This is a genomic window from Methylobacterium sp. TK26 (assembly GCF_055361565.1).
The window spans coordinates 523,495-540,699 of record NZ_CM143965.1; the positions used below are offsets into that span (position 1 = coordinate 523,495).

The 17,205-nt window shown below is 72.5% G+C and carries 14 protein-coding genes; 6 read left to right on the forward strand and 8 right to left on the reverse strand.

Annotation, left to right across the window (positions count from 1 at the left end):
- The first annotated feature begins 28 nt into the window (after nt 1-28).
- The 6 genes from larC (at nt 29) to ACXJ1Y_RS02660 (ending at nt 6,034) form a co-directional block, all read left to right on the forward strand.
- Nucleotides 29-1,297 (forward strand): nickel pincer cofactor biosynthesis protein LarC, encoded by a 1,269-nt coding sequence (larC, locus tag ACXJ1Y_RS02635; RefSeq protein WP_463848628.1) that lies wholly within the window; start codon nt 29-31, stop codon nt 1,295-1,297.
- Entirely contained in the window at nt 1,294-2,100 is an 807-nt protein-coding gene (larE, locus tag ACXJ1Y_RS02640; protein WP_463848629.1) for an ATP-dependent sacrificial sulfur transferase LarE, read from the forward strand. Before larC ends, larE begins: the two co-directional genes overlap by 4 nt.
- Nucleotides 2,097-2,783 carry a nickel pincer cofactor biosynthesis protein LarB gene (gene larB, locus ACXJ1Y_RS02645; protein ID WP_463848630.1) on the forward strand — a complete coding sequence of 229 codons (687 nt, stop codon included), beginning with the start codon at nt 2,097-2,099 and terminating at the stop codon, nt 2,781-2,783. Before larE ends, larB begins: the two co-directional genes overlap by 4 nt.
- Before the next feature lie 75 nt (nt 2,784-2,858).
- The gene (locus tag ACXJ1Y_RS02650) at nt 2,859-3,968 is read left to right on the forward strand and encodes an aldo/keto reductase (RefSeq protein ID WP_463848631.1); all 1,110 of its coding nucleotides are present in this window, start codon (nt 2,859-2,861) and stop codon (nt 3,966-3,968) included.
- A 76-nt stretch (nt 3,969-4,044) separates the two neighbouring features.
- Complete coding sequence (locus tag ACXJ1Y_RS02655) at nt 4,045-5,073, forward strand: cyclase family protein (protein ID WP_463848632.1); 1,029 nt, start codon at nt 4,045-4,047, stop codon at nt 5,071-5,073.
- Between the two features lie 13 nt (nt 5,074-5,086).
- The gene (locus ACXJ1Y_RS02660; protein WP_463848633.1) at nt 5,087-6,034 is read left to right on the forward strand and encodes a 3-hydroxyacyl-CoA dehydrogenase family protein; all 948 of its coding nucleotides are present in this window, start codon (nt 5,087-5,089) and stop codon (nt 6,032-6,034) included.
- A 301-nt stretch (nt 6,035-6,335) separates the two neighbouring features.
- On the opposite strand, the gene ACXJ1Y_RS02665 is transcribed toward ACXJ1Y_RS02660, so the two are convergent.
- From ACXJ1Y_RS02665 to ACXJ1Y_RS02700, 8 genes are all read right to left on the reverse strand, one after another.
- On the reverse strand, nt 6,336-6,926 hold the full coding sequence (locus tag ACXJ1Y_RS02665) for a histidine phosphatase family protein (RefSeq protein WP_463848634.1): 591 nt from the start codon (nt 6,924-6,926) through the stop codon (nt 6,336-6,338).
- A 42-nt stretch (nt 6,927-6,968) separates the two neighbouring features.
- Nucleotides 6,969-7,364 carry a VOC family protein gene (locus ACXJ1Y_RS02670; protein ID WP_463848635.1) on the reverse strand — a complete coding sequence of 132 codons (396 nt, stop codon included), beginning with the start codon at nt 7,362-7,364 and terminating at the stop codon, nt 6,969-6,971.
- Nucleotides 7,365-7,419: 55 nt separating this feature from the next.
- The gene (gene recF / locus ACXJ1Y_RS02675) at nt 7,420-8,562 is read right to left on the reverse strand and encodes a DNA replication/repair protein RecF (RefSeq protein WP_463848636.1); all 1,143 of its coding nucleotides are present in this window, start codon (nt 8,560-8,562) and stop codon (nt 7,420-7,422) included.
- Between the two features lie 23 nt (nt 8,563-8,585).
- Nucleotides 8,586-10,478 carry a response regulator gene (locus tag ACXJ1Y_RS02680; RefSeq protein ID WP_463848637.1) on the reverse strand — a complete coding sequence of 631 codons (1,893 nt, stop codon included), beginning with the start codon at nt 10,476-10,478 and terminating at the stop codon, nt 8,586-8,588.
- Nucleotides 10,471-12,177 (reverse strand): response regulator, encoded by a 1,707-nt coding sequence (locus ACXJ1Y_RS02685; protein ID WP_463848638.1) that lies wholly within the window; start codon nt 12,175-12,177, stop codon nt 10,471-10,473. Before ACXJ1Y_RS02685 ends, ACXJ1Y_RS02680 begins: the two co-directional genes overlap by 8 nt.
- Nucleotides 12,174-13,226, reverse strand: a complete 1,053-nt coding sequence (cheB, locus tag ACXJ1Y_RS02690; protein WP_463850014.1) for a chemotaxis-specific protein-glutamate methyltransferase CheB — start codon at nt 13,224-13,226, stop codon at nt 12,174-12,176. The genes ACXJ1Y_RS02685 and cheB overlap by 4 nt, the downstream gene beginning before the upstream one ends.
- 61 nt (nt 13,227-13,287) lie before the next feature.
- A complete protein-coding gene (locus ACXJ1Y_RS02695; RefSeq protein ID WP_463848639.1) occupies nt 13,288-15,498 on the reverse strand; it encodes a hybrid sensor histidine kinase/response regulator in 2,211 nt (736 codons plus the stop codon).
- Between the two features lie 11 nt (nt 15,499-15,509).
- On the reverse strand, nt 15,510-17,183 hold the full coding sequence (locus ACXJ1Y_RS02700; RefSeq protein WP_463850015.1) for a methyl-accepting chemotaxis protein: 1,674 nt from the start codon (nt 17,181-17,183) through the stop codon (nt 15,510-15,512).
- Nucleotides 17,184-17,205: the final 22 nt, after the last annotated feature.

The window sequence follows — 17,205 nt, forward strand, 5'->3', positions numbered from 1 at the left end:
AACCGCCGAGCGCCCGACCTCTGAGGGAATGCAGATCCATCTCGATGCCTTGGGCGGCGTCGCCGGCGACATGGTCGTCGCCGCTCTCCTCGACGCCTTCCCCGAGCACGAGGCCGGGGTCGTCCGCAGCGTGCGCGCGGCCCTCGCCGAGGCCGCGCCGGATGCGGCGGGCAGCGTCGCCTGTACCCTCTCCGCGCATTCCGACGGCATCCTCACCGGCCGACGCTTCGCGGTGACGCGCGACGGGCACCCGGCCGAGGAGAACGGGCACGATCACGGTCACGGTCATCACCACCATCACGGGCATCACCACCATCACGCCCACCGGCATTGGGCCGAGATCCGCGATGGGTTGCGCCGGGCCGACCTCGCACCGGAGGTGGCGCGGCACGCCCTGGCGATCTTCGGGCATCTCGCCGAGGCCGAGGGGCGGGTCCACGGCATCCCGGTGGAGCAGGTCGCCTTCCACGAGGTCGGCGCCTGGGATTCCATCGCCGACATCGTGGCCACCGCCCATTGCGTGGCGGCCTTGGATGCGAGCGCCTGGACCGTCTCGGCCCTGCCGCTCGGCGGCGGTCGGGTGAAGACGCAGCACGGCCCCCTGCCGGTCCCCGCGCCGGCCACGACGCTGCTCCTCGACGGGTTCGCCCTGGTCGATGACGGCATCCCCGGCGAGCGCGTGACGCCGACCGGCGCCGCGATCCTGCGTCATCTCTGCGGGACGGCCCGGGTGCCGGGCGCGCGGGTGCTCTCCCGCTCCGGCACCGGCTTCGGCACAAGGCGCCTGCCGGGCATCAGCAATTGCCTGCGAATCCTCGCCTTCGAGGAGGGCGCGGCCCAACGGCCGGCCGGGGCGCGGGAGATCGGCATCGTCGAGTTCGAGGTCGACGACCAGACCGCCGAGGATCTGGCGCAGGGCCTCGACCGGATCCGCGCCCACGAGGCGGTGCTGGACGCGGTGCAGATGCCGGTCTTCGGCAAGAAGGGCCGGATGATGACCCATGTCCGCGTGCTCGCCCGCGCCGACGCCCTCGACGCCGCCATCGGCGCCTGTTTCCGCGAGACCACGACGATCGGCCTGCGTTACCGCAAGGAGGCCGGCATCGCCCTGGAGCGGGATAGCGTGAGCGTCGAGGCGGAGGGCCGGGAGGTCCGGGTGAAGCGCGTGGCGCGGCCGGGCGGGCGCACCGCCAAGGCCGAGGCCGACGACGCCCTCGCGGGTGAGGACCACGCCGCCCGCGCGCGCCTGCGCCGGGCGGCCGAGCGCATCGCCCTCGGGCAGGGAGACGGGGAATGACACGCCTCGAAGAGGTGCTGGCCGGCATCGGCCGGCTCGCCGTCGCGGTGAGCGGCGGCGTCGACAGCCTGACGCTGGCCGCCCTCAGCCACCGGGTGCTCGGGGACGGCGCCGCCATGGTCCACGCCGCCTCGCCCGCCGTGCCCGCCGAGGCGACGGCGCGGGTGCGGCGCGAGGCCGAGCGCGAGGGCTGGGCGCTGACCGTCGTGGAGGCCGGCGAATTCGCCGATCCCCGCTACCGGGCGAATCCGGTGAACCGCTGCTTCTTCTGCAAGACGAACCTCTACGGCACGATCCGCACGGTGACGGACCGGCAGATGGTGTCGGGCGCGAACCTGAACGACCTCGGCGAGTACCGGCCCGGCCTCGACGCCGCCCGCGAGCACGGGGTGCGCCATCCCTATGTCGAGGCGGGGCTCGACAAGGCCGCCGTGCGGGCGCTCGCCCGCGGACTCGGCCTCGGCGACGTGGCAGAACTGCCCTCCGCGCCCTGCCTGTCGAGCCGCGTCGAGACCGGCCTGCGGATCGAGCCGGAGACGCTCGCCTTCATCCACGCGGTGGAGGGGATGGTCGGCGGTGCCCTCGGCGTGGGCGATGCCCGCCGGGCCGTGCGCTGCCGCGTCCGCGCGGCGGGGGTGGCGATCGAGCTCGACCCCGCGAGCCTCGCCGCCCTCGACGTATCTACGCGGGACGATCTCGCCGGCCGGATCGCGGCGGCGGCCCCTGCCGGCCTCGCGGGCGGCGGCGTGCGCTTCCTGCCCTACAAGGTCGGCAGCGCCTTCCTCACCGGAGACGCGGCGTGACGACCAAGGACGAATTCCTCCTCGATTTCGGCCGCGCCGAGCGGATCGGCCTGGAAGAGGCGATCTATTGCGCCGGCAAGTCTGCGGCGCAGATCGACGCCATCCTCGACGCGGCCGCCGAGCGGGGCGCCCGCTTCCTCCTCACCCGCCTGGACGCCGACAAGCTCGACGCCCTGCCGGGTCACCACCGCCGGGCCCTCGATTACTGCCCGGTCTCGCGCACCGCCTTCTTCGGCGAGCCGCGTCCGGTGGAGGCGGTACCCGCCGTCGCCGTGGTGGCGGCCGGCACCTCGGACGTGCCCGTCGCGCGCGAGGCCTTGCGCACGCTGCACTACCAGGGCCGGGGGGCGACCCTCATCGCCGATGTCGGCGTCGCCGGCCTGTGGCGGCTGACCCAGCGGCTCGAGGAGATCCGCGCCCACCCCATCGTCATCGTGGCGGCGGGGATGGATGCCGCCCTGCCGAGCGTCGTCGGCGGCCTCGTCGCCTCCCCCGTCATCGCGGTGCCGACCTCCGTCGGCTACGGCGTCGCGGAGGGCGGCCACACCGCCCTGAACTCGGTGCTGGCGAGTTGCGCGCCCGGCATCACCGTCGTGAACATCGACAACGGCTACGGCGCCGCCTGCGCGGCGCTGCGCCTCCTGCACGCGGCGGAGCGTCTCGCCCGCGCGGCCGAACGATGACGCCCTGCGGCGGTTGAGCCCCACAGCCCGGAGCGCCCCGATGACAGACCCGAAGCGACCCTCACGGAGACCGACATGGAACGCCGCGACTTCCTCAAGGGCGCTGCCCTCGGCGCTGGCCTCGCCACCGCAAGCCCTGCGGGGGCAGCCGTGAGCGACCCCGGACTGCCCAACACCCGCCCGCAGGACCCGGCCGACCTGCCGCTCATCACCGATCCGGGCGAGCGCCGGGGCGAAATGCTCTACCGGAATTTCGGCAAGACCGACGAGAAGATCTCGGCCATCGGCATGGGCGGGTTCCACCTCGGCAAGAGCGCCGTCACCGACGACGAGGCGACCCGGCTGATCCATGCCGGCATCGACCGCGGCATCACCTTCATGGACAATTGCTGGGACTACAACCAGGGCCGCTCCGAGGAGCGGATGGGCATCGCCCTGGAGCAGAACGGCTACCGCAACAAGGTCTTCCTGATGTCCAAGATGGACGGGCGGACCAAGGAGGAAGCCCTCAAGCAGATCGAGCAATCCCTGCGGCGCCTGCGCACCGACCACATCGACCTCGTGCAGCACCACGAGATCCTGCGCTTCGACGATCCCGACCGTGTCTTCGCCGAGGGCGGCGCCATGGAAGGGTTCATGGAGGCCAAGAAGCAGGGCAAGCTCCGCTACATCGGCTTCACCGGCCACAAGGACCCGCGCATCCACCTGCAGATGCTGTCGGTCGCGCAGGAGCGGGGCTTCCACTTCGATTCCTGCCAGATGCCGCTCAACGTGATGGACGCGCATTTCCGCTCGTTCGGCCATCTCGTGCTGCCGCATCTCGTCCGCGAGGGCATCGCGCCGCTCGCCATGAAGACCTTCGGCGACGGGGTGATCCTGAAGTCGGACGCGCCGATCAAGCCGATCGAGTACCTGCACTTCTCCCTGAACCTGCCGGTCTCGGTGGTGATCACCGGCATCCAGAACCAGCGCGACCTGGATCAGGCCTTCGAGGCGGTGAAGACCTTCCAGCCCATGGACAAGGCGAAGGTGGCCGAGTTGCTGTCACGCGCGAAGCCCTATGCGCTCGAAGGCAAGTACGAGCTGTTCAAGACCAGCGCGACCTTCGACGGCACCGCCAAGAACGCGGCGTGGCTCGGTGAGGACGTGCAGAGCGTGCAGAAGCTTGCACCGACGATGGAATGAGGCCCCTTGTCCCGCGCCTCCGGGCGCGGGACATTGCCCGTGACGCCGCACAGACGGCGCGCGAGGGGAGACGCCGATGAACCCGCGCTGGACCCACCGGCCGGAAGGCTCGACCTGGGGCGATTTCGGCCCCGACGACGAGCGCGGCCGGCTCAACCTGCTGACGCCGCACAAGGTGCTCCAGGGCGTCGCGGAGGTGCGCGAGGGCCTGACCTTCTGCCTCAGCCTGCCCCTCGACCTGCCGGGCGGGAACGTCCTGAACGCCCGCCGCCACCCGCCGCGCATCACCCCGACGAAGCGTGCCAACGGCAAGCCGGTGACGAACTTCCTCGTCTGCGAGGAGGTGGACGGCGCGAGCGACGTGATCTGCGACGACCTCGCGGTGATCCACCTGCAATACTCGACGCAGTGGGATTCGCTCGCCCATGTCGGCTGCCTCTACGATCCGGACGGGCGCGGCGCGGGGCCGACCTTCTACAACGGCTTCCGGGGCGGGCGGGACATCGTCGGCCCGAACACCGCCGAGGAGGCGGACAGCCCCTCGCGGGCGAAGCATCTCGGCATCGAACGCCTCGCCGAGGCGGGGATGCAGGGCAGGGCGGCGATGATCGACCTGCGCGCCCATCTCGGTGACGCCAGGACCACCGTGACCTGGGAGATGCTGCGCGGCATCCTCGACGCGGACGGGATCGTCGTGGAGGAGGGCGACATGGTCTGCCTCCATACCGGCTTCGCGCAGCGCCTGGTGGAGATGGGCGGGAACCCCGACCCGGACCTCGTCCACAGCCTCTGCGCGGCGCTCGATGGTCGCGACCCCGGCATCCTCGACTGGATCACCCGCTCCGGCCTCGTCGCCCTCATCGCCGACAACTACGCCGTCGAGACCTATCCCGCCCGCCCGGCCAGGGGTGGGGACTGCGCGATCCTACCCCTGCACCAGCATTGCCTGTTCAAGCTCGGGGTGAATCTCGGCGAATTGTGGCATCTCACGCCGCTGGCCGACTGGCTGCGCGCCCACGGACGCCGCCGCTTCCTCCTTACCGCGCCGCCCCTGCGCCTGCCCGGCGCCGTCGGCTCGCCCGCCACCCCCATCGCCACCGTCTGAGGAGAAGAGCGCCATGGAGATCGCTGTCGTCGGCGGCGGGTTGATGGGCCACGGCATCGCCCTGGTCCTGGCGCTCGCCGGGCACGGAGTGCGCCTCACCGACACGAAGGCGGAGACCCGCGCGGCGGTGCCCGGCCTGATGGCCTCCGCCCTCGCGACGCTCCGCGAGGCCGGCGCCGCACCCGAGGGCTGGGACGAGGCCCGCCTGTCGCGGGCCGTGCGGATCGAGGCGGATCTGGCGGCCACGGTCGCGGGGGCGGGCCTCGTCATCGAGGCGATCACCGAGAACCCGGAGGCCAAGCGCGCCCTCTTCGCCGAACTCGACCGGCTGTGCGGGCCGGAGACGATCCTCGCCAGCAACACGAGCTACCTCGACGTCTTCCCGCTCATGCCGGAATCCCGGCAGGCGCGGGCGCTGGTGATGCACTGGTACACCCCGCCCTACATCATCGACCTCGTGGACGTGGTGCCCGGCCCCGGCACCGATCCTTCGGTGATCGCGGCGATGCGCGACCTCGTGGTCGGCCTCGGCCAAAAGCCCGTGGTGCTGAAGCGCTTCGTGCCGGGCTACATCGCCAACCGCATCCAGCAGGCGATCAGCGCCGAGGTGTTCCACCTGCTGGACGAGGGCTACGCCAGCCCCCGCGAGATCGACGAGGCGATCATTCACGGCCTGTCCTTGCGCATTCCGATCCTCGGGCATCTCGCCAAGGCCGACTTCACCGGGCTCGAACTCATGCAACGGGCGCTGGCCAACGGCAGCTACGCGCCCCCGCTGCAACGCGACCGCTCGGAGACCCTGGACGCCCTCTGCGCCGGGGGGCGCACGGGGGTGATGGCGGGGAAGGGCTATTTCGACTGGGGCGGCCGCGATCCGGCCGACCTGTTCCGCGAGCGCGACCGCAAGCTCCTGGCGCTCAAGGCGGCCATGGCCGGGATCGGCCGGATGGAGGGCGCATGATCGGCGCCGGAGGACATCGCGAAGCGCGCTTCCTACCGGGAGCAGGGGCGGCCTCCATCACGGCCTCCCCCTCATCCTGAGAGTCCGGCAGAGAAGTCGGCGGTTCTCTCACACTCCACCTCATCCTGAGGTGCCGGAGCGCAGCGGAGGCCTCGAAGGAGGGCTCCAGGGATCGCAGCGCTGTCTGGAGCCCTCCTTCGAGGCCGCTGTACGGCACCTCAGGATGAGGTGAGTGAGGGGAGGAATCGACTTTCCGGCCAGACTCTGAGGATGAGGGAGAGGGCTGGAAGTGAATTCCCCCTCAAGCCTCCACCGGCTCGACGTCGAGGTCCAGTTCGATCGTGGCGCAGTTCTCCAGGAACGTGCCGGTCAGGTGGTAGAAGAACGTGCCGTGGCCCACCACCGCGATGGTGCGCTCCGGCCGCGCCCGCAGCCATTCCCGGAAGGCCGCCACCCGGTCGTCGAACAGGTGACGGGGCTCGATCGGCAGGCCGAAGGTGGTCTCCGCGCCGTCCTCGGCGTGCCACCACACCTCCGGCAGGTGCCCGATGTCGAGATGCGGGAAATCCGCCGCCAGCTCGGAGGCCGCCCGGCCGACGTCGCAACTGCTCTCCTGGCATTCCCGGTGCAGCACCTCCACGAGGATGCGCGGCTCGCTCGGGTGCCCGTCGAACGCCAGGGCGGCGGTCTGGATCGCGCGCGTGAGCGGCGAGACCACGATGAGGTCGAAGGGGATGTCCCGGAGCGCGGCGGCGGCGTGGCGCGCCTGCGCCTCGCCCCGGGGGGTGAGGCGCGCATCGCGGTGGTCCGGGTCGATCCCCGTCGCCCGGTGGGCGGCATTGAAGGTCGATTCCCCGTGCCGGAGACAAACGATGCGCGTGGTCTCTCTCATGGTACCTTAAGCTGCCTTTGAAACGCGTGGAGGTGGAGGGGCTTACGAGAAGCGGCCGCCACGCTGGATGACCTCGATCTTGTAGCCGTCCGGGTCGGTGGCGAAGAAGAACGTCGCGAGTTGCGTCTCGCCGTGCTTCAGGGTCTTCACGTCGGTGACGGTGAAGCCCGCCTGCTTATGCTTGGCGTGCTCGGCCTCGAGATCCTCCACCACGAAGGCGATGTGGCCGTAGCCGTCGCCGATGTCGTAGGGCTTCTCACGGTCCTTGTTGACCGTCAGTTCCAGCTCGAACGGCGAGGACGGGTCCTTCAGGTAGAGCAGGGTGAAATCCGGGAAGTCGAACCGGTCGGACGGCTCCAGGCCGAAGGCGCGGGCATAGTAGTCGCGGGAACGCGCCTCATCGCGCACGCGGATCATGCTGTGGACGGGCTTGGCCATGGTCTCGTCGCTTCCGTGGTCGGGTGGTGCCAATGTGGTGCACCGGGGCAAGGCCTCAATGGCCGATGCGGACGGTCTCGATCATCGCCCCGGCCGGGGCGAAGGCCTCCCGGTCGGTGCCGGTCATCCACACTTGACCGGAGAGGGCGTCAAGCGCCTCGAACAGGCCGAGCCTCCGGCGCGGGTCGAGATGGGCGGCGACCTCATCGAGCAGGATCGCCGGGGCGATGCCGCTCATCGCCCGCACCAGCCGGGCGTGGGCGAGGACGAGGCCGATCAGCAGCGCCTTCTGCTCCCCCGTGGAGGCCGTGCCGGCCGGCACGTCCTTCGGGCCGTGGCGGACCACGAGATCGCTCGTCTGCGGCCCGCTGAGGGTGCGCCCCGCCGCCCGGTCGCGGGGGCGGCCCTGGCGCAGGGCCTGCCGGAAACGGTCCTCGGCCTCGATGGCGGGCCAGACGGCCACGAGGTCATCGAGGTCGCCTTCGAGGCGCACCGAGGCCCAGGGGAAGGGCTGGGCGTCGTCGCGGCTCTGGGCGATCAGTTGGTCGAGGCGTTCCACCGTCTCCCTTCGGGCCAGCGCCACCGCGACGCCGAGTTCGGCGATCTCCCGCTCGATGGCATCGAGCCACCGGGCATCCTGGCCCGGCTCCTCCAGGAGGCGGTTGCGGGAGCGGAGCGCCCGCTCCAGGGCCGAGACCCGCGTGCCGTGGCCGGCATCGACGGCCAGAACCAGCCGGTCGAGGAAGCGGCGGCGGTCGCCGGCCGGGCCCCGGAACAGGGCGTCGAAATCGGGGGTGAGCCACACCACCCGGAAGAACTCGCTGAACGCGACGGGCGAGGAGGCCGGGGCGCCGTCGACCCGGCACAGGCGGCTCGCTCGCCCGTCGAAGCCCGGCGGCTCCATGCCGGTGCCGAGGCGGTGCTCGGCCCCGTCCCGGTCGAGGGTGAGGGAGACGGCGAAGCCCCCCGGCCCGCCGTTGCGCGCCATGGCCGAGAACTCGGCCCGGCGCAGGCCCCGGCCGGGAGCGAAGAGGGAGATCGCCTCCAGGATGTTGGTCTTGCCCGCCCCGTTCTCCCCCACCAGAGCGACGAGGCGCGCCCCCGGCTTCAGGTCGAGGTCGGCATGGTTGCGGAAGTCGCGCACGATCAGGCGGCTGAGGCGCTGATCGGGGGCAGCCGGGAGGGACTCGTCGGACATGCGGGGTGCGCCGAGACCGGCCGTCAGGCCGCCCGGCCGGGATCGAGCAGGGCCGAGACGCGGGTGGCGAGGTCCGCCGAGCGGAACGGCTTGGCCAGCACCGGCAGGTCCGCCGGGATCTGCATCGCCTCGGCATGGCCGGTGAGGATCAGCACCGGCATGCCGGGCACCCGCGCCTTCACCTCGGAGGCGAGTTCCACCCCGCTCATGCCCGGCATGGCGAGGTCGGCGACCACGAGGTCGAACCGCTCCCGCGTCAGCAGGTCCAGGGCGGCGTGGCCGTTGCCGGCCTGGGTCTCGTCGTAGCCGAAGCCCGACAGGAACGAGGCGGTGACGTGGCGGACCTCCGGGTCGTCATCGACCACGAGGATCCGGGCCGGGCGGGCGGCGGCGGGCGCGGCGGGCTCGCCCACCTTGTCCACCTCCGGCGCCGAGGCCGCGAAGGGCAGGGCGAGTTCGACCCGCGTGCCCTTGCCGACCTCGCTCTGGATGACGAGCCGCCCCTTCGATTGCTGGGCGAGGCCGAACACCATGGCGAGGCCGAGGCCCGTGCCCTGGCCCACGGCCTTGGTGGTGAAGAACGGCTCGCACACCCGGCGCAGGATCTCCTCCGGGATGCCGGTGCCCTCGTCGCTCACGCGGATGGCGAGGTAGGCCCCGTCCCCGATCTCGGGATCGCCGTCGATCGCCATCTGCCGCGTGGCGATGGTGATGCGGCCGCCCTCCGGCATCGCGTCGCGGGCGTTGATGCAGAGGTTGAGCACCGCCAGTTCGAGCTGGTCCGGATCGACCTGCGCGGCGAGGAGGTCGGGGGCGAGGTCGGTGCAGACGGTGACGAGCCCGCCGAGGCTGCTCTTGAACAGCTCGCTCATGCCCTCGATCAGGGCGTTCACGTCGGTGGCCCGCGCCTGAAGGTCGTGGGCACGGCTGAAGCTGAGGAGCCGCTTGGTGAGGGACGCGCCGCGCTCGGCCGCCCCCCGGGCGTTCTCGATGAGGCGCTGGACGCGCGGCAGGTCGGCGACCTTCGGCGCCGCGAGTTCGAGGCTGCCGAGGATCGCGGTGAGCAGGTTGTTGAAGTCGTGGGCGATGCCGCCGGCGAGCGTCCCGAGGGCCTGCATCTTGTCCGATTGGCGCAGCCGCGCCTCAAGGCTCTTCTGCTCGGTGACGTCCCGCTCGATCACCGCGATATGCGAGACCGCGCCGCTGGCGTCGCGGATCGGCACGCGGGTGAAGTGGCTCCACGTCTCGGCGCCGGGCGGCCCCTCGCTGACGAGGGTCTCCGCGACCGTGCCGAGACGCATCGCCTCCGCGTCGGCGGAAGCCTCGGCCTGGGCCTTGGCCTCGGGAAGGTCGGCCTCGCGCAGGCCGAGGCAATCGGACAGGTCGCGCTTGAGGAGGGCGGCCTTGCGCGCGTTGAGGCGCACGAAGCGCCCGTCCGCGTCCTTGAAGCTGATCGCGTCGGCGGCGTGGTCGAGGAGGCCGCGCAGCAGCGCCCGTTCGGTGGCGAGGTCTCGCCCGAGCTGATGCCGCTGGTAGGCCTGGGCGACGGTGCCGCGCAGGATGCCGGGGTCCCACGGCTTCGTCACGTAGCCGACGATGCCGCCCCGGTTGAGGGCCGCGATCACGGCGGTGATGTCGGCGTATCCGGTGAGGAGGATGGCCTGCGCGTCGTGGAAGGCGCGGGCCTCGGCGAGCAGGGCGTCGCCGGTCAGGCCGGGCATCCGCTGGTCGGAGACGATCACCGCGATGTCCGGCTCGGCGCGGAGGATGTCCAGGGCGTCGGCGGGCCGGCTCGCGGTCAGGACGCGGTAGGAATCCTCGAACAGGTCCTCGAGGGCGATGAGGATATCGGGCTCGTCATCGACAGCCAGAATCGTGCCCGTGCGAGCCGCAAGACCTCCCCCGGTGTCACTCATGAGCGCGCGCCGCCTGCCGCGGAATCCCAATCACGAAGCAGGCACCTCCCCCTGGGGCCGTCTCCACGGTCAGCGAGCCGCTATGCGCCTGAACGACGCTGTATGCAATCGCCAGACCGAGGCCCGTCCCGGCCCCGACTGGCTTTGTGGTAAAGAACGGCTCGAAGATCTTCTCGCGCAAGTCCTCGGGAATACCGGGGCCGGTATCGCTGATGCGGATCTCGTCGCAAGTATCGTCGGAATGGGTGGCCACGCGCACCGTGCCGCCCTCCGGCATCGCGTCGGCGGCGTTGCCGAGGATGTTCATCACCACCTGATTGAGCAGCGCCGGGGTGCAGTGGATCTCCGGCCGCCCGGAGAAGGTGCGCTCCACCGCGATCCGGTCCCCGAGCTTGTGCTGCAGGAGCGCGAGCACGGTCTCGATCGCCTCCGGCACGTTCACGAGGGAGCGCTCGCCCTCGTCGAGGCGCGAGAACTTGCGCAGGTTCAGGACGAGGTCCTGGATCCGCGTCAGCCCGAGCCGCATGGCGCCGACGCGGCTGCGTGCCTTCTCGATGGAGCGGGCGGCGGTCGGATCCCCGGTGGTGGGGAGTTCGCCGAGCACGCGCTCGACCGTGCCCTGGTGCGCGAGGATGAAGGCCAGCGGGTTGTTGATCTCGTGCGCGATGCCCGCGACCAGCTCGCCGAGGGAGGCCATCTTCGCGGCCTGGACCAGCTTCGCCTGCGCGTCGGTGAGGCGGCGGTTGGCGTCGGCGAGGTCCCGGTTCGCCCGTTCCAGGGCGTCGGCGAGGCTCGCCCGCGCCTCGGCGGCCTCGGCCTCGGCGAGCGCCCGCTCCACCGCGCGCTCCCGCTGCCCGAACTCCCCGGCGATGCGGCGGTCGTCCTCCTCCAGCAGGCGGCGGCGGACGTAGCCGCGCACCCGCAGGGCCAGCACCTCCGCATCGGTCTTCGAGATGACGTCGTCGGCGCCGGCCGCGAAGGCCTGGACGAGGAAATCCTTGGCCGGGTCGCTGCCGGAGATGGCGACGAGGTGGAAGCCCGCCCCGGCCGCGCCCTCCCGCCGCCGGCCGATCTCCGCGCAAAGGGTCAGCCCGTCGTAATCGTGGCCCAGCAGGTCAAGGGTCACGCAGTCGAAGGCGTTGCCGTCGCCGTCGAGGGCGGCCAGGGCCGCCCCGGCGCTCTCGGCCACCGTGACCTGATGCCCGTCCTGCCCGAGGAGGCCGGCGAGGAAGGTGCGGTAGGTGGCGCTGCCGTCGATGACGAGGACGCGGCCCCGGCGGAAGGCCGCCGCGCCGGGGTTGTCGTCCCCCGCCCGGCGCTCGCGCAGCAGGGCGCGGATGCGCAGGATCATCAGGTCGCGGTCGGCGGATTTCGGGAGGTAGGCGTCGGCGCCGCTCTCAAGGCCCTGGCGCTCGCCGCCGCTGCCACCGGTCAGCATCAGCACCGGCAGGGCGCGGGTGCGCAGCGACAGGCGCATCTGCCGGATCAACTCGTCGCCGTTCATGCCGGGCAGGTGGTAATCGGCCACCACGAGGTCGGGCTGCGCCTCGTTGAGGGCGTCCAGCGCCGTCTCGGCGCTGGCGCAGCGCGACACGCCGAAGCCGTTGGCTTCGAGGAACAGCCGCAATTCGAGGGCCTGGGTCTCCGAATCCTCCACGAGGAGGATCCGCGCCGGCTCGCCTGCGGCAGACGCCGTCACGGCACCGAACCCGGTACGGCGAGGCGCATGACATGGGCGGCGATGCGGTCCAGCGGCAGCACCGCCCGCGCCGCGCCGAGGCGCACCGCCGCCGCCGGCATCCCGTAGACCACCGCCGTGCTCTCGTGCTCGGCCACCGTCTGGGCGCCGGCCCCGTGCATGTCGAGGAGCCCCGCCGCGCCGTCCTCGCCCATGCCGGTGAGGAGCGCGCCGATGGCCGAGGCCCCCGCATGCCTCGCGATGGAGCGGAACAACACCGTCGCCGCCGGGCGCTGGCCCGAGACGGCGGGGGTGTCGACCACCCGCAGCACCCGGTTGGAGCCGAGTTCGAGGTGGCGGTCGCCGGGGGCGACGTAGACCCGGCCGGGCTCCGCGCGCTCGCCGTCGCGGGCGAGGCCCACGGGCAGGGCGACCACGCTGTCGAGCCACGCGGCGAAGCCTTCCATGAAGGCCGGGCCCATGTGCTGCACCAGCAGGATCGGCAGGGGGAAGGTCTCGGGCAGCGCGCCGATCACCTTGGCGAGGGCCGGCGGCCCGCCCGTCGAGGCGGCGATGCCGAAGACGCTGGGCGACTGGCCCGGCGCGAGGGGCAGGGGCGAGGGAGAGGCGGCGGGCGCGGTGCGCCCGGCCCATTCCGCGCCGATCGGCCGGCGCCGGATCACCGGCACCTGGGCCATGATGCGCAATTGCGTGCAGATCTCGCCCGCCACCGCCTCGTAGCCCGCATGGGTCGTGGCGACGGGCTTCTCCACCACGGAGAGCGCGCCGGCCCGGAGGGCGTTCATCGAGATGTGGAGGGAGGAATCCTCCACCGCGTCGGCGATGACGACGATGGGGGTCGGCCGCTCGGCCATGATCCGCCGGGTGGTCTCCAGCCCGTCGATGCCGGGCAGGCGGATGTCCATCGAGATCACGTCGGGGCGATTGCTGGCGATCGACGCCAGAGCCTCTTCGCCGGAGGCGACGGCCGCGACGAGTTCGAGCCGGGGATCGCGCGAAACGATGTAGCGCAGCAGCTCCCGCACCACGAGGCTGTCCTCGACGATCATCACCCGGACGGGACTCACGGCAGGTCTCCTTCGGGAGCTTCTCGGGCGAAAACGGGCCGGGTCACAGCAATTGTCCGATCGTGTCGAGGAGCTTGCGCTGGTCGAAGCTCTGCTTGGTCAGGTAGGCGTCGGCCCCGAGGTCGAGGCCGCGCGCCACGTCCTCGGCGTCGCCGCGGGAGGTCATCAGCACCGTGGGCAGGCGGGCGAAGCGCTCGTCGGCACGCAGGGCCTTGAGCAGGCCGAACCCGTCGAGGCGGGGCATCTCCACGTCGGCGAGCACGAGATCCACCGGCTCGACCTCGGCGCGCAGCCGGTCGAGGGCGTCCTGTCCGTCCACGCAGACGACGACACGGTAGCCTGCCGCCTCCAAGATGCCCTTCTCCAAGGTGCGGGTGGTGATCGAATCGTCCACGACGAGGATCGTCGTGCGCCCGGTGCCACGCCCGCCGGGTTTCGGCGTGGTGTTCGGGTCCGAACGTGGCGCCTGCCCCTGGGTTCCGGCGGCTCCCGCACGCTCGGCGAGGCCGTCCGGGTCGAGGACGAGGACAGGCCGGTCCCCCGGCAGGATCGCGGTGCCGCCGATCAGCCCGGAATCGCCCCCGACCTCGGGCGCGGGCAGGACGAGGAGGGAGCGCACGTCGCTCAGGCGATCGACCGCGATCGCCGCCCGCCCATGCTCCGAGCGCAGGACGATGGCGGTCAGCCGCGCGGCGTCGGGATCGGGCGCGGCGCCGAGCATCGCGGCGAGGTCGGCGACGGGCAGGGCCTCGCCGTCGTCCTCGGCGGGCAGGACGGTGCGGCCCATGGACTGGGGCAGGTCGGCGCGGGGCAGGCGCACGAGGCGTTCCACCGCCGCCGAGGGCAGGGCGCAGGTATGCCCGCCGGCTTCCACGAGGAGCAGGCTGCGCCGCGCCGCCGAGAGGGGCAGGCTGAACACGAGGCTCGTGCCGGCGGGGGAGCGGGGCTCCAGCCGGGCGCTGCCCTGGAGCGAGCGCGCGGCGTCGGCGGCCACCGAGAGGCCGTAGCCCCGGCCCGACAGGGTGTCGATGGCGTCCGCCGTGGAGAAGCCCGGCTCGAAGACGAGGCGTAACAGCGTCTCCGCGTCGGGGGTGGATTCGGGGGCGAGGAGGCCGCGCTCCCGCGCCACCGCCTCGATCCGGCCGAGGTCCGGCCCCGGCCCGTCGTCGTGCACCGCGACCCGCAGCCGGCCGCCGCGCAGGGCGACTTCCAGCACGAGGCCGAGCGTGTCCGGCTTGCCCGCCGCGCGACGGGTCTCCGGCGGTTGCCATGCATGGCTCAGGGCGTTGCGGAGCGCGTGGAGGAGGGGGTCCTTGAGCGCCTGAAGGGTCGCGCGCTCCACCGGGATGTCGAGGCCGGTGACGGCGAGGTCGACCTCGCGGCCCTGCTCCCGCGCCGTGTCGCGGATCGTGCGGGCGAGGGGGCCGAGCACCGTCTCGGCCGGTACCAGGGCGAGGCGTTCCGTCTCGGCGCGCACCCGCGCCGCCGCGCCCTCGACGGCGCCGAGGGAGGCCGATTGCCGCCGCGCATGCTCGGCGGCCTCCCGCGCCAGGGTCGCGAGCCCGGCGGCGACCGCCCGCGGCCCCGGCCCGGCCTGATCGAGGGAATCGGCCTTGGCCTGAAGGTCGCGCAGGGCGGCGGCGATCCGGCCCATCCCCTCGGCCACCGAGGCCTTCGCGGAGAGGGTCGTGGACAGGTCGGCGCTCGCCCGCAGGAGCGCGGCCACCGTCTCCGCCGGCACCCGCAGGAAGGCGGTGGCGGGCTCCTGCGGCTCGGCCGGGCGCTCCGGCGCGGGCTTCTTCGGGGCGGGCTGAGGCGCGGGCGCTGGCGGGGGAGGCGGCGGGGGCGGCGGTTCCGGGGTGGCGGGGGGCGGGGGCGCGCTCGGGGTCAGGCCGAGGAGCCGGCCCAGCGCGTCGAGGGCATCGCCCGGCATGTCGGGGCCGGTGCCGCCGTCGAGGCCCGCGACATAGGCCTCGATCCGGTCGAGGGCGAGTTCCACCGCCGAGGCCGCCTCGCGGTCCAGGGCCATGCCCCCCGTGCGGACCCGCTCGAACAGCGTCTCCAGGCGGTGCGAGACCGCCTCCACCGGGGGCAGGTCCACGGCGCGGGAGGCGCCCTTGAGGCTATGCGCCCGGCGGAACACATCGTTCCAGTCGGGCGCATCGGCGCGGAGCGCCGCCCGGATCGCCGTGATGTGCTCCCGGTGCTCGACGTCGAAGGCCGCGAGGAGCAGCTGGCGGATGTCCGTCGGCATGGGTTACGCCTTCAGGTGCGGTACCGCTCCGCGAGCGCCATCAGCGCCTGCGCGAGCTCGGTCATGTTGGCCGAGGCGGTCTCGACCTGCCGCGTCCCCGCCGCCGTCTGCTGGCTCGCCTGACGGATGTTCTGCAACGCCCCCATCACCTGCTCGATCCCGAGCTGCTGCTGGTTCGTCGAGGCCACGATCTGCTGGAACGTCTGCACGTTCTCCTCGAACCGCGCCGTGATCTCCTCGATGGTCCGCTGCGTCGTGTCCGAGCGCGTCTTGCCCACCGCCGAACGCTTCACCGCCTCCTCCGTCAGCATCACCGACGTGTTGATGCCCCGCTGGATCTCCCCGAGGATCGCCCGCACCTGGCCCGTGGCCGCCTTCGCCTGATCGGCGAGGAGCTTCATCTCCGAGGCCACCACCGCGAAGCTGCGCCCGCTCTCGCCCGCCGCCGCCGCCTCGATGGCCGCGTTCAGCGCAAGCAGATGCGTGCGCTCCGAGATGTCGTTGACGCTCTCGATGATCTCGCCGATCGCCTGGGTCTTCTCCGAGACGCCGACGATGTTGCCGGCCACCGCCTCGGCCTGCTCGCGGATCGCGTCCATGGCCTGGGCGGTGTCCGAGACCGCGCGCAGGCCCTGGCGTGAGGTCTTGGCCGTGGTCTGGGCGGTGGCGATGACCTCGCTCGCGCGCTTGGAGATCTGCGCGCCGGAATGGGTGATCTCGTCCACCGTGGCGGCGGTCTCCTGCACGGCGGCGAACTGTTCCTCGACGGAGGCCGCCTGCTCCTGCGCCGAGGCGCGGATCTCGGCCGCCGCCGCGTTCAGGTCGGCCGTCGCCGCCCGGTTCGTGCGGGCGAGGTCCGACAGGCTCTCGACCATGCCGTCGAGGGTGCGCCCGAGGCGGGCGATCTCGTCCTGCCCGCCGAGGCGCAGGCGCCCGGTGAGATCGCCGTCGCCGACCTTGCCGACGAAGGCCATCACGGTGTTCAGCGGCCGCACCACGGCGCGGGTGACGAGGTAGGTCACGAGGAAGGCGAGCAGCACTGCCGCCAGCAGCGTGAAGGTGATCGACAGGCGCGAGCGCTCGTAGATCTCTGTGGCCGCCCGCTGGCCCACCGCGACGCTCTCCTCGAGGGAGGCGCGGGCGCGCTCCACCGCCCCCGTGGTCGCCGCGTATTGCCGGCCGAGTTCGTCGTTGCCGTCCTCGACCGCCTGGATGTTGCCGTCCACCGCCGCCTGGATCTGCCGCTCGCCGCTGTCGCGGTAGCGGCGGAACGTGTCGCTCGCCTGGGCCAGGGCGGTCTCCAGCTTCTCGAAGGTCGCCGCCCGGTCGGCCGAGATGGCGGCCTTCTTGAAGTCGCCGGCCTCACGCAGCAAGTCGCCGAACAGCTTGTCGGAGGCCGCGCTGTTCTTGCGCCACTGGGTGAGGATATCCGCCTCGCGGGCCTGCCGCCCCTGTGCCTTCAGGAGCGAGGCGATCACCGCGTCCCGCCGGAGCACGCCGAGGTCGCGGGTCTGGTTCCCGAGCTCGTCGAGCTGGCGCATGATCAGCAGATCGCGCGCGACGATGCGGTCCGTCGTCTCGCGCACGGCGCCGACCTGCCCGATGGCATAGAGGCCCAGCGCCACCAGCACGGCCGTGACGGCGAAGAAGCCGAGGAGGATGCGTCGTCCGATCGAGAGGGTCAGGGCCGGGCTCCGGAGGGTCAGA

Coding starts and splice junctions, on each gene's coding strand:
- larC (WP_463848628.1), top strand. CDS start 29: ATGCAGATCCATCTCGATGCCTTGGGCGGCGTCGCCGGCGACATGGTC.
- ACXJ1Y_RS02670 (WP_463848635.1), bottom strand. CDS start 7,364: ATGGCCAAGCCCGTCCACAGCATGATCCGCGTGCGCGATGAGGCGCGT.
- recF (WP_463848636.1), bottom strand. CDS start 8,562: ATGTCCGACGAGTCCCTCCCGGCTGCCCCCGATCAGCGCCTCAGCCGC.
- ACXJ1Y_RS02660 (WP_463848633.1), top strand. CDS start 5,087: ATGGAGATCGCTGTCGTCGGCGGCGGGTTGATGGGCCACGGCATCGCC.
- ACXJ1Y_RS02695 (WP_463848639.1), bottom strand. CDS start 15,498: ATGCCGACGGACATCCGCCAGCTGCTCCTCGCGGCCTTCGACGTCGAG.
- ACXJ1Y_RS02680 (WP_463848637.1), bottom strand. CDS start 10,478: ATGAGTGACACCGGGGGAGGTCTTGCGGCTCGCACGGGCACGATTCTG.
- ACXJ1Y_RS02655 (WP_463848632.1), top strand. CDS start 4,045: ATGAACCCGCGCTGGACCCACCGGCCGGAAGGCTCGACCTGGGGCGAT.
- cheB (WP_463850014.1), bottom strand. CDS start 13,226: ATGATCGTCGAGGACAGCCTCGTGGTGCGGGAGCTGCTGCGCTACATC.
- larE (WP_463848629.1), top strand. CDS start 1,294: ATGACACGCCTCGAAGAGGTGCTGGCCGGCATCGGCCGGCTCGCCGTC.
- ACXJ1Y_RS02650 (WP_463848631.1), top strand. CDS start 2,859: ATGGAACGCCGCGACTTCCTCAAGGGCGCTGCCCTCGGCGCTGGCCTC.
- ACXJ1Y_RS02665 (WP_463848634.1), bottom strand. CDS start 6,926: ATGAGAGAGACCACGCGCATCGTTTGTCTCCGGCACGGGGAATCGACC.